This window comes from Psychrobacter sp. I-STPA10 (assembly GCF_021012795.1).
Lineage (GTDB): Bacteria > Pseudomonadota > Gammaproteobacteria > Pseudomonadales > Moraxellaceae > Psychrobacter.
Genome location: NZ_VFYU01000031.1, coordinates 1 through 14,895 on the forward strand (window position 1 = coordinate 1; position 14,895 = coordinate 14,895).

The 14,895-nt window shown below is 40.7% G+C and carries 12 protein-coding genes; 3 read left to right on the plus strand and 9 right to left on the minus strand.

Annotated elements, in window-relative coordinates; genetic code table 11:
• Window positions 1-73 precede the first annotated feature (73 nt).
• The 6 genes from alc to uraD form a co-directional block, all read right to left on the minus strand.
• Window positions 74-1,180: an allantoicase gene (gene alc, locus FHK89_RS14000; RefSeq protein ID WP_230661542.1), complete on the minus strand. Its 1,107-nt coding sequence runs from the start codon at window positions 1,178-1,180 to the stop codon at window positions 74-76.
• 250 nt (window positions 1,181-1,430) lie between these two features.
• Window positions 1,431-2,447 carry an allantoinase PuuE gene (gene puuE / locus FHK89_RS14005; RefSeq protein WP_230661545.1) on the minus strand — a complete coding sequence of 339 codons (1,017 nt, stop codon included), beginning with the start codon at window positions 2,445-2,447 and terminating at the stop codon, window positions 1,431-1,433.
• Window positions 2,448-2,490: 43 nt separating this feature from the next.
• Window positions 2,491-3,939, minus strand: coding sequence for an NCS1 family nucleobase:cation symporter-1 (locus tag FHK89_RS14010; RefSeq protein WP_230661547.1), 1,449 nt, complete (start codon window positions 3,937-3,939; stop codon window positions 2,491-2,493).
• Window positions 3,940-4,100: 161 nt separating this feature from the next.
• Window positions 4,101-5,456 (minus strand): urate hydroxylase PuuD, encoded by a 1,356-nt coding sequence (locus FHK89_RS14015; protein ID WP_230661549.1) that lies wholly within the window; start codon window positions 5,454-5,456, stop codon window positions 4,101-4,103.
• Window positions 5,457-5,641: 185 nt separating this feature from the next.
• Window positions 5,642-6,013 (minus strand): hydroxyisourate hydrolase, encoded by a 372-nt coding sequence (gene uraH / locus FHK89_RS14020; RefSeq protein ID WP_230661556.1) that lies wholly within the window; start codon window positions 6,011-6,013, stop codon window positions 5,642-5,644.
• 55 nt (window positions 6,014-6,068) lie between these two features.
• Window positions 6,069-6,590 (minus strand): 2-oxo-4-hydroxy-4-carboxy-5-ureidoimidazoline decarboxylase, encoded by a 522-nt coding sequence (gene uraD / locus FHK89_RS14025; protein WP_329958713.1) that lies wholly within the window; start codon window positions 6,588-6,590, stop codon window positions 6,069-6,071.
• 192 nt (window positions 6,591-6,782) lie between these two features.
• Between uraD and FHK89_RS14030 the strand changes: the two genes are divergently transcribed.
• Window positions 6,783-7,406 carry a TetR/AcrR family transcriptional regulator gene (locus FHK89_RS14030; RefSeq protein ID WP_230661560.1) on the plus strand — a complete coding sequence of 208 codons (624 nt, stop codon included), beginning with the start codon at window positions 6,783-6,785 and terminating at the stop codon, window positions 7,404-7,406.
• Between the two features lie 265 nt (window positions 7,407-7,671).
• Here FHK89_RS14030 and FHK89_RS14035 read toward each other — a convergent pair whose 3' ends face one another.
• Complete coding sequence (locus FHK89_RS14035; RefSeq protein WP_230661562.1) at window positions 7,672-8,520, minus strand: polyphosphate kinase 2 family protein; 849 nt, start codon at window positions 8,518-8,520, stop codon at window positions 7,672-7,674.
• 53 nt (window positions 8,521-8,573) lie between these two features.
• Window positions 8,574-11,171 (minus strand): plasma-membrane proton-efflux P-type ATPase, encoded by a 2,598-nt coding sequence (locus FHK89_RS14040; RefSeq protein WP_230661564.1) that lies wholly within the window; start codon window positions 11,169-11,171, stop codon window positions 8,574-8,576.
• 333 nt (window positions 11,172-11,504) lie between these two features.
• Here FHK89_RS14040 and FHK89_RS14045 point away from each other — a divergent pair, with 333 nt between their 5' ends.
• Window positions 11,505-12,764 (plus strand): SLC13 family permease, encoded by a 1,260-nt coding sequence (locus FHK89_RS14045; protein WP_230661566.1) that lies wholly within the window; start codon window positions 11,505-11,507, stop codon window positions 12,762-12,764.
• A 231-nt stretch (window positions 12,765-12,995) separates the two neighbouring features.
• Window positions 12,996-13,781 (plus strand): Atg14 domain-containing protein, encoded by a 786-nt coding sequence (locus tag FHK89_RS14050; protein ID WP_230661568.1) that lies wholly within the window; start codon window positions 12,996-12,998, stop codon window positions 13,779-13,781.
• Between the two features lie 272 nt (window positions 13,782-14,053).
• Here FHK89_RS14050 and FHK89_RS14055 read toward each other — a convergent pair whose 3' ends face one another.
• Window positions 14,054-14,761, minus strand: a complete 708-nt coding sequence (locus FHK89_RS14055) for a TetR/AcrR family transcriptional regulator (protein WP_230661570.1) — start codon at window positions 14,759-14,761, stop codon at window positions 14,054-14,056.
• Window positions 14,762-14,895 lie beyond the last annotated feature (134 nt).

Below are 14,895 nucleotides of genomic sequence, written 5' to 3' on the forward strand. Positions count from 1 at the left end.
GGGTTAGGGGGAGGGTTGGGGTATAAAACTTTGAAAAATTAACAGTAGTATAAAAAACTATCCGTTTACTTTATCACTTAGCTTCACCAACCACTTTACCAAATAAACGTACTCGGCTGATACCACCATCTGGGAAAATATTTACTCGAATATGGGTAATGGCAGTGTCTTTTGCCCAGTCAGCGATTTGGTCAAATTCATGCACATTATCGGCTGATAGTGATTGTGGCTCTAGCAGTGTTTGCCAAAACATACTTTGGGTGACTAAGGTAGCGTCAGGGGTATTTGGAGCATAGACCGCTTGAATAGATACTTTATCAGGGAAGTTACCTTTAAAATAAGCGGTATCAATTTCGATATTTTCGACAATACCTGCCTGTCCCAAAGCAATGATACACCAGTCGTTACCGGGTTCACGACGACGGCGAGTTTCCCAACCTTCGCCCATGTTTGGTGCTTTGTTGGGTAGCAATAGGTTTTCTACCGCCCCAAAGTGAGCGTCATTACAAGCGATGGCTCGTCCACCATTTAACGCACCGACTAGGTCGATTTGACCTTTGTCATTCGCCCCATTGTTATTGGCATCATCTTGAGCAAAGACAATATCACCATACACACGTAGGCGAGCGATACCGCCATCAGGATAGATGTTTAGGCGTAAATGAGTGATGACTTGCTCAGATTGACAAGGTAAAAAGTGATGGCTATTGCCTTGTAGGGCAGTCATATCAAGTAGCGTTTGCCAATCTTGGCTGTCCCAGTCGTCTTTATTAAAGCTGTCCGCTTTACTGTTACCACGAAGTTCAGGGGCAGAGAGGGCGTCAACACTGGCAGAAGAGGGGTAGTTACCCGTAAAGTGGCTGGTATCAATATCTAGCCCTGCAATATGGGTCGGACGTGCCAACTCGATGACCAGATAATCATAACCCAGATGACGTTTACGGCGAGTTTCCCAACCGTCCATCCATTTGCCGTTATCATCAAATTTACCAACGATAAAGGTCGGAATATCAGGGCTTAAAATACGCTCTTTGGGGGCAAAAAAGTCATCGGTGGCAAATAGGGCTTTTGCACCCAGACGGCTATCGGCAACATTGGTTTTTTTGCTAAAAGCGGGTAGGGTTTCAGGTAGGTTGTCTGCAACGATATGTTGTCCAACTTGTTGATTACTATGGCTCATTTTGTTTCCTTTGTCATATATTTTGGAAAGTTTGGCTAAGGTGGTTTGTTCGTATTGTAAAAAGTATGCTACCCCCTCCCTAACCCTCCCCCAAAGGGGGAGGGAGCTATTTCCCCTCCTTTTAGGAATTTCTATTTAAAGAAATTCCCTTGCGAGGCTAAAATTGCAGTGCAATTTTTTAACGCCTCTCAGGGAGGAGGCTAGGAGGGGGTTATCCTGTTAGAACATTGCTAAGAATAAGTTATAGAGATTACAACCAATCGACGGTATTGTCCGCAGTGACAGGGTGGTTTTCATACCAATGCTTGGCAATCTCATCACGGCGACACACCCAAACGTCAGGTTTACTGGTGATGTATTGCAAGAATTTTTTCAGAGCGACAATACGTCCTGCCCGCCCAATCATACGGCAATGTAAGCCGATAGACAGCATTTTGGGTGTGTGTTCGCCTTCTTCATATAGGGTATCAAAGCTGTCTTTGAGATATTGGTAAAAAGGTTCAGCATTGGTATAGCCGGGGCTTGAGGCAAAGCGCATGTCATTGGTTTCTAGCGAGTAGGGGATAACCAAATGTGGTTTACGGACGATAAGCTCACCCTCGCTCGTTTGTTTTGAGGTTTTGACGTTGACCCAGTAAGGTAGTTCATCGGCATACGAGTCGCTGTCATAAGTGTAGCCACCTTGCTCAACGACTAGCTCACGAGTGTTGGGGCTGTCACGTCCTGTATACCAACCGACAGGTTGCCAACCGAGCATGTCTTTAAAGATTTGCGTTGCTTGCTCGATGTGCTGACGTTCGGTTTCCCGATACATATATTGATACGTTATCCAACGCAAGCCATGACTGGCGATTTCATGACCGTCTTCTAATACTCGCTCAATAATGTGCGGTGATTTTTGCGCCGCAGCAGCACAGGTAAAGGTAGTCAGTGGTAAGCCGTATTCTTTAAATACGTCGAGCACTCGCCAAACCCCGACTCGGCTGCCATATTCAAACGCCGATTCGATGGATTGGTGGCGGTTGTTAAACTCTGGTGTGCCAAGAATATCCGATAAAAAGCGTTCTGATTGTCCATCGCCATGAATAACGCTGTTTTCTGCTCCTTCTTCGATATTGAGCACAAATTGTACCGCGATTTTTGCCCCACCTTTCCAGTTGGCTTTGGGTGGGTTGCCAGCATAGCCTTTCATATCACGAGGGTAGCTGGCATGGTCAAAAATATCATTGACCTGTGTGGTTTGTTGCGATTGAGAGGTATTGCTCATTTTATACTCCAAGTTTTGGGTTATTTATTAACTTTACAAACCCTTATGATTGTTTTTTCATCAATAACCAGTAGAAAAAGCCGCCTAGTATTGCGCCTAGTAAAAATCCATAGCCTTCAAGCTTAGATAGAGCAGGCACTAATACGGTGGCAATAGAAAAGATACCACCTAAAACAAAGGCAATGACTGCATTAATGTTCCAGCCTTTATGATAATAATAGGTACCAGTTGGGCTGTCATTAAATAACTCATTAACATCAAGCTGTTGTTTTTTAATCAAATAATAGTCAGCAACTAAAATCCCAAAGAATGGGGCAATCACTGCACCAACAGCATTGACAAAGCCAACGATACCAATTTGACTGATAAAAGAGAGCCACAATGCTCCTACAAAAAAGGCAATTATGGCGGTAATAATGCCACCTTTACGAAAGCTGATATGCTTGGGGAATAAGTTTGCCAAATCATACGCAGGTGGAATAAAGTTGGCAACCATATTAATGCCAACCGTTGCGGCAAAAAAGGTAAGGGCAGCGACAATGGTCAATGGCAAAGTGTCGACACGGTCAACAATATCTGATGGATTGGTCATCGCCTCATTAAAAAGTACCAATGTGCCTGCGGTAATCACTAAGGCAATAAATGAGAAAAATGCCATATTAATGGGTAAGCCGATTAAATTACCCAGTTTCATATCTCGTTCACTGCGTAAAAAACGTGAAAAATCGCCAAAGTTAATCACCACTGCTGCAAAGTATGCCACCATCGTACCGACAATCGCAGTAAAGGCAAAAAATGGACTACCATCATAATTATTATCTGCTGAAAATATGCTGTCAATGGCAGGTAATAAGGCGTCCCCTGCTTGATACCAAATCATACCCATCAACACAATCATAACGACATAAACCAAAGGTCCTGCCCAGTTTAAAAAACGCTTGATGGGTTCAATACCAAACCAAAATAACATTAGCTGAAACAGCCAAACCATAATAAAAGCAATCCATGCGGTTGTGGTTAGCCCCAAAAAGCTGCCTTCTACTTCACCAAAGATAATGTTAAGCAAAATAGTTACAGCAGTTGAGGCAAAGTAAGTCTGTACCCCATACCAAAAAATACCAATAATTGCCCGTAATACTGCTGGCAGGTTTGCACCATTCACCCCCAAGCTGGCACGAATTAACACAGGAAAAGGAATGCCATATTTGACACTGGGTCGCCCTGTTAGATTGACCATTAGCATTACCACAAAGCCTGCAACAATGATGGCAAGCATCACCCACCAACCACTTAACCCATAGGTCAAAAATAACGAGGCAGCTAAGGTATAACCAAATAAACTTTGAATGTCATTTGACCAGACATTAAAAATCTCAAACCAGCCCCAACTGCGCTCATTTTCTTTAAGTGGTGCTAAGTCTTCATTGTAAAGTCTGGATTGGGTGTTGTGGACATCTAGATGATGTGAATGATGTGGGTCATGTTCCCTCATGGTTGGTACTCCTATAAAAAATAGTTAATGATGGTCTTAATAATCATAACCAAACATTAACAAATATCACATCAAATGGCGCAAATTTTTTTGACCCTTTATTCATTTTTAATGTTTATAACGATTATGACAGCGATACAGTAATGATACTGTACTGTATTTTACAACCCCGATACATACGCCACCAACTGCTGTCTTTCACTATCAGTCATTTGGGTTAAATTACCCAATGGCATATACTTGGTTTGTACCGCAGGTACAATTTTGGCTTTGTGGGTTTTTAAATCTTCCACCGTTTGCAAAATAATACCTTGTGGTGGGGCGTTAAAGCCTGCTTGGGTAGGCTGTGCAGAATGACACGTGCTACAACGCTGATGCACGATTGCCAAAATTGCCTCGCTTGCATCTGCTGATGTGGCTTCTGCTTGATTGTCAGTCGTCGCTACTTCTGTATTTTCTGTGGTTTGAGCTGCTGTATCATCGTTGGTACTATTAGCATTGGTTTGAGTGGTTGGCTGTTCATGGTCATGTGGGTCTGTTGGGTTGGGTGCTGCTTCAGTAGAGGTAGTTTGTACTGGCGCAGCAGCAACTGCCTCGACTGGCTCAGGACGCATCCAAATAATCAAAAATACGGTCAAAATGGCAGGAATCACCAAATAACGAGGACGTTTAAAGCCACGATGTTTGAGGTTAAAGTAATGACGCACCGTTGCAGTAATGATACCGATAAATACCAACACCAACCAGCCATGCTTATGTGAATAAGTCATCGGATAGTGGTTACTAATCATGATAAAGATTAGTGGTAGGGTAAAGTAGTTATTCATCAATGAGCGGTTTTTGGCTTGTAGTGCCAATTCGGCAACTTCTTTGCCCGGTTTTTTGCCATCACGCACACACTGCACCAAGGCACGTTGGGCTGGCATGATGCCAAAAAACACATTACCTGCCATAATCGTACCCAAGATTGCACCCACATGGATATAAGCAGCACGAGAGCTAAATAATTGATAAGCCAGCCAGCTATCAAATACCATTAAGATAAAAATCAGCACACTAAAAATCAGCGCATTTTTACCCAGACGGCTACGCACAATGGCTTCGTAAGTAAAATAATTGCCAAACAAAAACAGCAAACTGGTGGCAACCGCTACAGAAGTGGAGCTAAAGGCAACTTTGCTGGGGTCAATCAAATAGGCTTGGGCATTAAAATAGTATACCAGCGTTAGCATGGTCATACCCGTCAGCCAAGTGGTGTAGGCTTCCCATTTAAACCAATGCAGTGTTGTCGGCATTTTTTCTGGCTCAAGCTTGTATTTGGCAATTTCATAAAAACCACCACCATGTACTGCCCACAAATCCCCAGAAATACCTTTATCTTGCTTCCATTTTGGTGGTTTTTCTAGGCTTAAATCGAGCCAAACAAAATAAAACGATGCCCCAATCCATGCAATCCCTGTGATGACATGAAACCATCGAAAAAATAACTGAAACCAATCAAGTAAATACGCACCCATGTTGCCACTGTCCTTTTGCTAAATTTTAACTATTTTTTAATATAAATAAATATAAAGTAAGAGGTTATGTTTGGTGAGTGGTTAAAACAAATAATTAAAAATAGCCTAAGCAACTAAAGGTTGCTTCCACTAACTTACCTGCAATTAACAACAACTTTGCACCAAATCACAAATTAATCAAATATTTACGAGCCGCGATAGGTGCTATAACCATGTGCGCTTAATAGTAATGGCACATGATAATGACTGCTATCAGAAACCACAAAATCAATGATGACTTGTGGATAAAAGGCAGTTAAGTGTTGTGCATCAAAATAGGCTTGGGTATCAAAAGTAAGGGTATAGCGTCCAGTGCTAAGTTTGCTATCAATATCACTGACAAACTGCCAACTGTCAGGGGTGACACGTCCATCATCATTGGTAGTACCGTTTGCCAGTAGGGTGGTGTCGTTATTAGCGTCAACTTTGTGTAAAGTGACGGCAATATTTGCGGCAGGTTTGCCAAGGTGGGTGTCTAAAATATGCGAGGATAAGGTGGCTGACGTATGGTCGGTCATGGTGGCTTCCTTTATGTTAAATGTGGTGTTAAAGATAACAGTAGTTATGAAACTATTAATTTGTAATAAGCTTAGTTAAACGTAAACGCGTAACCTTATTTTGCTCAGCAGCGGCATTTTGTAGCTCCTGCTGACGGCTATTAGGCAGGCGAGCTTGTAGCAAATCGAGCATTTGCTGTGCTGACTTGCCTGTGGCAAACACAATAAAAATAAAACCAAACTTATCCAAATAGGCTTGATTGCCATCGGCTAGGGCTTGCAAAGTGGCATCATCGGCATTATTTGCCCCTGATTGCTCATGCGCTGCACTGGCTTGGGTGTTGCGATATTTTTCTTTTAACGTTGCCACATTGCCAATCTGTGGGTGTCCTTCAAACGCTTGTAATAAATCCGCCTCTTGCATGGACTGCCAAATCTTATCGCTGCTGCTTAACAGGGAGTCGAGGTCAGCAAAAGGACGTTGGCTGGCAAGCTGTGTTGCCCAATTTTCACTGGTACAGCAGGTTAACAGCTGTTTTGTGGCATCATCGGCGGATAACTGGTTAAACTGGTTTAGGTTCACAATAGATTCCATCATAACGGATAAAAGATAACCTATTTTGCAAAAACCTGACCATTTGGTCAACTATTTTATGAAAAATATTTAATTTTAGGCTATTATTGGCTAATAAATTGTATTCTAGTTTGACCTAACCCATTAAAAATAGCCTAAGCAAAACTATAACCATTGACCTTATCCATTAATTCAACTCTTGATAAAGCCTAAAATATGAACACACATCGCAGTCAACAACAAATTCGTGAGCAAAACCAACAGCAAATACTAGCTGCTGCTGAGCATGAATTTATTAAACAAGGTTATAAAGGTGCGACCATGCAAGGCATTGCCGATAGGGCAGGGCTGCCTAAGGCAAATGTTCATTACTATTTTAAAAGTAAAAAAAACCTGTATCGGTCAGTATTAACTACCATCATTGATGAATGGAATGAAGGCTTGGTAAATATGACTGCTGATAGTGACCCCAAAGTGGTGATTACCCAGTTTATCCATGTCAAACTTGAGCAAGCGTTTACGCACCCCAATCGCCATAAGCTATTTGCCTTAGAAGTTATCAATGGCGCACCACATCTACAAGATTTTATGGCGACAACCATGAAGGCTTGGGCGGCAGATAAAGTGGAAGTGATGCAGGCATGGCACCGTCAAGGAAAAATCAGTATTGCCGACCCATTACAGTTATTATTTTTGTTGTGGGCAAGCACGCAGCGTTATGCTGAATTTGAAACAGAAATTTTGGGTTTAATAGACAAAAAAGCGTATGATGAGCAAGATAAGCAGCGGGCATTGGATTTTTTAGTACCGTTCATTTTACGAGGCTGTGGGCTTGAGTAGCGGTTAAATCTATCACAGTATTAAGCTGAGTTTAGGATAAGAGTCATTTTAAATATTTGATTTTAGATTATTTTATTTTTAACTACTCAAATACTCTAGCAAACTAGATAAGCTATACAAATTTTAGCCCAAATTCCAAGAGGCTTATAATTTGTAGTCTTTAATCATCTTAAGTTTAGCCTAAAATACTGATGTTTCTTATCCTGAACTAAGATTAATCTATGTGATTTTAGGCTGACTTATTATAACTTTTAAGATGCTATTTTTATTTTTTATCCTCAGTTACTTTTGCCTGATGATATTCTTGGCGGATTTTATCCAAGTCCACGCTAGGCTGTGGATATTGTGGGTGCATGGCTTTTAATGTATCAGCAAGGATTTGTGACACCACAAGGTTGCGATACCATTTATTATTGGCAGGGATAACATACCACGGAGCATCTTTGGTAGAAGTCGCTGACAGTGCGTCTTCAAAGGCTTGTGTGTAATCGTCCCACAATAGACGCTCGCTATAATCCGAGTCGCTGATTTTCCAGTTTTTGGCAGGATTATCAAGACGCTCAGCAAAGCGGTTAAGCTGTTCGTCTTTGCTGATATGCAAAAAGAATTTGACCACTTTGGTATTATTATCGGTGAGCAATGTTTCAAACTCTTTGATACGTTGATAGCGAGCTTTACAGGTTGGCATGTCGATAATTTTATGCACTCGAGTCACTAATACATCTTCATAATGTGAGCGATTAAACACCGCAATTTCCCCATGTGCAGGTGTATGTGGGTGTATCCGCCATAAAAAGTCGTGTGCCAATTCTTCAGCAGTAGGCTGTTTAAAGCCTGTCACTTTTGCCCCTTGTGGATTTAGGGCATTGATGACATGATTGACCGTACCATCTTTGCCTCCAGCGTCCAATGCTTGCAAAACAATCAGTAACGATTGCTTTTTTTCAGCATAAAGTTTGCTTTGCCATTTTGCCAATTTTTTGCAGTAGTCTGCTGTTTTCTCTAACGCTTTTTTTTCACTATAGCCGCCTGTATCACTGGGGTCAATATCGCTAAGCTTGAGTTTTTTACCTTGTTTTACTTGGTAATTTTGATAGTTATTATCTTTACTCATGGTTTATATTCCTTTTGTTATTATTACTGTTATTAAGCGTTAAGGTTTTCAATTTAGATTTTTGTGGCAGGGTTTAGCGGTGTGTTCACCGTAGCAATACTTTTTTTATGTTGCTCACTGCGATGATTAATCATTTTATCTGATACTTGACGAATGGCATCAATGATAAACATCCAGATAACATCGTATAAACAGACAAGGGCGACCATTTCCCAAGAGATGGCTTTAATAAACCAGCCAAAACCACACATGACAATAGCGATAACTTGGGTAACAGCGATTGCTCCAAATAAGATACCAGCAGGGTAAGGACGCTGAAAAAACCAGCCTTCAGAGCGGGTGATAAATAGCAATAAATGCCCACCAGTAACCAACTGTAAAAACATGATGGTTTGCAGCTCTGCTTCATTAGCAACACTAAACCATGAGTAAGTATCTGGGTGATGTAAAGCATTAAAGCCAAAGACCAGCAATACCACCGATTGAATGACTGAAAAAAAGCCGATAATGCCTGATAAGGGCAGTAATTTTTTCATTTCCCAATGGATTGGTTGTTTGCTAATTGACGTGTGGTCATAGGCGATAGCCATAATCGGCACATCATCAAGTAATGAAATAACCACAATCATCACAGCAGTTAAGGGTTGGAAATTAAGAAAAATGGACGAAATCACCACCAAAAACATAATCGACATGGTCAAAGCAACCCGATAAATGGTGTAACTGGTGATACGAGCAAAAATTTGCCGCGCCTCATTAATGGCAGTATTAATCACTGATAGCCCCGGTGCGGTCAAAATTAAGGCAGCCGCCCCACGTGCAGCATCTGTAGCTCCTGATACAGCCGTTCCACAGTTGGCTTGCTTTAATGCAGGGGCATCATTGACCCCATCACCTGTCATGGCAACGATATGCCCGCGCTGTTGCAGTGCTTTAACGATGGCATATTTGTGTTCAGGAAACACACGAGCAAAGCCATCTGCTGCCTCGATTTGGTCAGCAATGGCTTTAGGAACATTATCAGGGTCCATGTCTTTGGGGAATACATCTGAGGCAGTAAAGATATTTGTTCCCATGCCAAGCTGGCGGGCAGTTTCGATGGCAATGGCAGTATCATCACCTGTAATCATTTTTACCTTCACGCCTTTGGCATTTGCGGATTCAATAGTGGCTTTAGAGTCATCACGTGGTGGGTCAAACATCGGTAAAATACCCAGTAATGACCACGTTTTTCCGCCATCTTCTGAGCGTGCCACACCCAACGCCCGAGAGCCTTTGGCAGCAAGCTCACTGACCGTTTGATTGACCTTATCAACCACCTCTTGAGCAGGTTTTGCCAAATCCACCATTACTTGTGGCGCCCCTTTACTGACCATAAATTGCTTGCCTGCTGAGTCAGTGATAATCGCCTCACTGCGTTTGCCTACAGGGTCAAATGGGGTGAATTTTTGTACGGTGTAGGCTTTGGTGGCATTGGTATCGCTAAGTGCATCAATCACCGCCGTATCAATGGCATCATGGTCTTCACTACGTGAGGCTAATGCCCCTGCAAGGATACAATCTTGTGCGTCCTTGCCAGCGATGAGTACAGGTGTACCAAGTTTGAGTTGATTTTTGGTCAATGTGCCGGTTTTATCAGAGCATAAAATATCCACCCCTGCCATCTCTTCGATGGCAGATAATTTTGACACAATCGCTTTTTGTTTGGATAAATCCAATGCCCCTAAGGCAAGGGTAATGGAAAAGACAGTCGGCATTGCCACAGGAATTGAAGCAACCAATAATACCAAGACAAACTGCAAAATAGACAGTCCATCGTGCATACTCCAAGTATGAGTAACCACCATGTCATGATATAGGCGGAAGGCGACCATGATGGTTGCCAAAATCACCGCAATAATGATTAAGAAGTTACCAATTTGAAACATCGCTTTTTGGGCATGGCTGGCAGAGCCTGCATTGGCAACGAGTTTGGCAGTACGTCCAAAAAAGGTATTTGAGCCTGTGGCAATCACCACGGCTTCCATTTCACCTTGCTTAACGATGCTGCCTGAATACGCCTCATCACCCACTTTTTTATTAACAGGCAAAGACTCACCCGTTAAGGCAGCTTGGTCGATACTGGCAAAATCTCCCGATAATAAACGAATATCAGCAGGCACAATCATACCCAAACGAATTTTGACAATATCCCCCGGGACTAAGGTTGCAGCATCAATGTTTTGCCAGTTGCCATCACGTTTGGCTATTGCCTCAGGTGCGAGTCCTTTTTTTAGCGCAGATAGTGCATTTGAGGCTTTGCGGTCTTGCCACACTTCAATGGCAACGTTAAATAATAACAAGGTGGTAATAATGGCAAAATCTTCCCAATGCCCAATAAGCGCTGAAACAATCGCTGCTGCCTCAATCATATAAGCGATAGGTCCAGTAAAGTGTTTTAGCAACTTATGAGCAAAACTTTCTTCTTTTTCACTTAACGCATTTGAGCCATATTTATCCAGACGCTGTTTTGCTTCTGCTGCCGTCAACCCTTGCTCAGGATTGGTATTTAGCTTGCTAATGACAGCATCAATGGGGGCTTTTTCAAGGTCAAGTGAGGTTGAAGCTTTAGTAGCATCAGGAGTTTTTTTTTGTTGTTTTACATCATCCATTATCTTCTCCTTATTATGTATTAATAAAGTATAAGCATGCTATATTTTTATATTGTCATACAAAATTATGTATTATTTTATGATGAATATATTATTAGAATTGACTGGAGATGTCTTTTCAGTTTATTTTATTTTAGATTATTTTAGAACTAAAAGACTGCGTTACTATCGCCAGTAATACAATTAGCCTAATAAACTCAATTTATTTATATTGATAATAACAATCATCAATGACTATAAAAAATAGGTTTTAATATAACTATAATATTATTCAATATCGCTATTCTTTATCAAGTCATTTTTTAATAAGATTTAAACTTAGGACATAACAATATGGATGCCATTGTTCATCTTGCCCCACATACCTTGCAAATGACCACATTGGTTATCTTCTGTTTGACTTATCTTGGTATTGCTATTGGGCGCATTTATGGTTTGGCGCTTGATAGGACAGGTATTATTTTACTGGGTAGCATTGCCATGCTGGCGGTTGGCAGTGTTAGCTTAAAACAAGCAGTTGATAGTATCAGTGCGTCTTCAATGATTTTATTATTTTCTTTAATGGTGATTGCTTCACAATTACGACTGGCTGGCTTTTATCATCGAATTGCCATTTTTATTGCACAATATTTGGATAAACCTGCGGTTTTCCTTGCCATATTGATGGTTGCATCAGGATTTTTAGCTGCCTTTTTAAATAATGATGTGGTTTGCTTTGCCTTTGCACCTGTAGTTGCCCAAGCCACCCTCAACAAAGGTTACAATCCTGTGCCTTTTTTGATAGCACTTGCTCTTGCCAGCAATATTGGTTGCACATTAACCACCATTGGTAATGCACAAAATGTCTTGGTAGGGCAACTTGCACACCTTGATTTTGGAGCATATATGGCGTGGGTAGCAACACCAGTATGCTTAGCAATGGCAGCAGCTTATGGTGTGGTATATTTTTTGGGACGCAAGCAGTTTCATCTACCAGAAGGCAAAACACCCAGCCATAGCATCACTGATGATATGCCATTTAATACATGGCGGACAATCAAAGGTCTTGGAGCTTTAGCTATTATTGTATGTTTGTTTTTTACCGATATACCACACTATCTGGCAGCGTTAACGATGGCAGGGATATTATTATGTAGCCACCGTTTGAGTAGTAAGCAGGTATTACAAGGGGTGGACTGGCAGTTACTATTGCTTTTTACAGGACTGTTTGTGGTGGTTGGTGCTTTTCATCAATCTGGATTGGCACAGCAAGGGGTAGGGGTCTTAACGCACCACCATATTAATTTAGATAATCCATTTACTCTTGCTATTACCAGTGGCGTATTGAGCAACTTAATTAATAATTCAGCAGCAGTGATGCTATTGGTCAATGTCACCGACTTTAGCAACCCTGTGAATGGTTATGCACTGGCATTGTCAAACTCTTTTGCGGGTAATATGCTGTTAATTGGTAGTATGGCAAATATTGTTGTGGTGCAATATGCTGCTAACTTTGGTATCAAAATTAGTTTTGCTGAGTTTGCAAAATATGGTATTCCAACCGCACTTAGCTCATTTGCCATCTTATTAAGCTGGATGTGGATTATGCAATAAAATAAAACTTCTAATTTTTTGAATTTTTATCGCGTCGTATAAGCATTAACAACGTTATGCTGAATTTGAAACAGAAATTTTGGGTTTAATAGACAAAAAAGCGTATGATGAGCAAGATAAGCAGCGAGCATTGGATTTTTTAGTACCGTTTATTTTACGAAGCTGTGGGCTTGAGTGAAAGTTACTAAACCATAATTTAAAAAATACCCCAAAAAAATGAGGATAATTATCATGACTACCCATAATTTTTTTAATACGTTTTTTGATAGCTGTCATCAAAGAGCAGGTTGGCTGCTATTATTGCCGCTTAGCTTGACTGCATTACCTGCTCAAGCAGAGGCTATTGAGTTTGGTAGCGCAAGCGTGGTGATAGATACTGCCAAAGCGCAGCAAATTTTGCAAACGGCACAACAGCAGGTAGATTCGTTACCAGATACCAATGACCCAACCGAGATGGAAGCACGAGCGGTCTATTTATACACGGCTGAGCATTATCCGCTATTTACTCAGCAATTTATGAATATTTATGCAGATGCTGTTAGAGCAGTGAGCCCTAACTATAGCGATGAAGAGATGTTAAGAGGGTCGATATTGGCACTAAATGAGCGGGTACGTGGGGAAGTCTCTGGTCATTTTTACAAACAAAATATATTAAATGCAGCACAGCAGGCACAAATTGCAACGGGCTTTGTCAATGTTAAAGACAGCCAATCAGATGTGATTTATCAAGAATATATAGCACATGCAGAAGCTATTGAACAAAGCATGTTAGAAGAAATTGCTCAAAGAAGAGAGAATATTGCTCAAAGAAGAGAGAATATTGCTCAGAGAAGAGAGCATATTAGAAGAAACGAAGAAGAAATTGCTCAAAGAAGAGAGAATATTAGAAGAAACGAAGAGATTACTAGAAGAAACGAAGAGGAAATTGCTCAGAGAAGAGAGAATATTAGAAGAAACAATCGAACCATAGAAAACATTCGGAAGATTAAAGCGATGACAGGCGGTGCTGATAAATAAGTAGCTCTCAATTATTAAACCATTTAGAGTTCCACTCTCAACTTTATTTTCTAAAATCATATACCCCCTCCCATGTTTTGTACTATAAGCATAGCTTTTCGTCTTGCATCGCTAAATTAGGAAGGGGTAAAATATAAAATAGCCTAAGCAAAAAAAATAATATTTAAAACAAAAAGAACCCAAAAAAAAGAAAAAACCCTTATCAAATAAATAACAAGGATTTTTTAGTAAAAAACAAAAAATATAAACAACTTAAACCTGTTAATGAAAACTCAACAAACCCCTGACTCAGGTTTAGAAATCGCCCGCCATAACATTTTAAATAACACATCAAAATCAGCCGTCATCGGCTCAGATTTTTGTCGAATGATATGCATCAATCCCAAACGACTAATAAAACCCATAAACACATCTAATAAGATGTATAACGGCACATCATCGTTAAGCACATGCCGTTGCTGCCCATCTGAAAGTACCGTTAATAAGGCACTAAGCAACTCTTCATTTTCATAAATGGCAATATTACGATAACGTGATACCGGCACAGCAGTGGACAATACCATTACTGCGTCAGGATGATTATCTACAAAATCAAAACATACCCAAAGCGTTTTGCGTAGTCTATCTTGCACACTGTCAATACCTTGCAGATGGTCAATCATACGGGCAGCAAGACGCGCCAGCACTCGGTCGAGTATGGTATAGATAACCGTTTGTTTATCACCAAAATACTTATATAAAGTCTGTAAAGAAACATTTGCTGCTGTGGCGATTTGCATCATGGTTACTTCATTGGCATCGTGTCCTGCAAAAAGTTGAATCACTGCTTTTTCGATTTTATCTAATGTCGAGGTACGCATAGCAGACAGTGGTTTTAACTCTAATTTTTGCGTGGGTATCTTTTGGCTATCATGATATGAATCACTGCTTTTTTGATTGGCCAAATTACTCTCGTTATGAGTATGGGTGTTTGTACTCATATTATTTTACAATCCTTTTTGCTGATTTATTTGATAAGCGAATTTATCCGTCTTTATACATCATTATCAAAATTTAATCCAGTAAACAGTAATTTTCATTACTATTATATTAGTATAGGTTGCAGGCATTGATT

Bases quoted from the DNA above. Each gene is read 5' to 3' on its own strand.
- alc (WP_230661542.1), bottom strand. From the start codon at position 1,180: ATGAGCCATAGTAATCAACAAGTTGGACAACATATCGTTGCAGACAAC.
- puuE (WP_230661545.1), bottom strand. From the start codon at position 2,447: ATGAGCAATACCTCTCAATCGCAACAAACCACACAGGTCAATGATATT.
- FHK89_RS14010 (WP_230661547.1), bottom strand. From the start codon at position 3,939: ATGAGGGAACATGACCCACATCATTCACATCATCTAGATGTCCACAAC.
- FHK89_RS14015 (WP_230661549.1), bottom strand. From the start codon at position 5,456: ATGGGTGCGTATTTACTTGATTGGTTTCAGTTATTTTTTCGATGGTTT.
- uraH (WP_230661556.1), bottom strand. From the start codon at position 6,013: ATGACCGACCATACGTCAGCCACCTTATCCTCGCATATTTTAGACACC.
- uraD (WP_329958713.1), bottom strand. From the start codon at position 6,590: ATGATGGAATCTATTGTGAACCTAAACCAGTTTAACCAGTTATCCGCC.
- FHK89_RS14030 (WP_230661560.1), top strand. From the start codon at position 6,783: ATGAACACACATCGCAGTCAACAACAAATTCGTGAGCAAAACCAACAG.
- FHK89_RS14035 (WP_230661562.1), bottom strand. From the start codon at position 8,520: ATGAGTAAAGATAATAACTATCAAAATTACCAAGTAAAACAAGGTAAA.
- FHK89_RS14040 (WP_230661564.1), bottom strand. From the start codon at position 11,171: ATGGATGATGTAAAACAACAAAAAAAAACTCCTGATGCTACTAAAGCT.
- FHK89_RS14045 (WP_230661566.1), top strand. From the start codon at position 11,505: ATGGATGCCATTGTTCATCTTGCCCCACATACCTTGCAAATGACCACA.
- FHK89_RS14050 (WP_230661568.1), top strand. From the start codon at position 12,996: ATGACTACCCATAATTTTTTTAATACGTTTTTTGATAGCTGTCATCAA.
- FHK89_RS14055 (WP_230661570.1), bottom strand. From the start codon at position 14,761: ATGAGTACAAACACCCATACTCATAACGAGAGTAATTTGGCCAATCAA.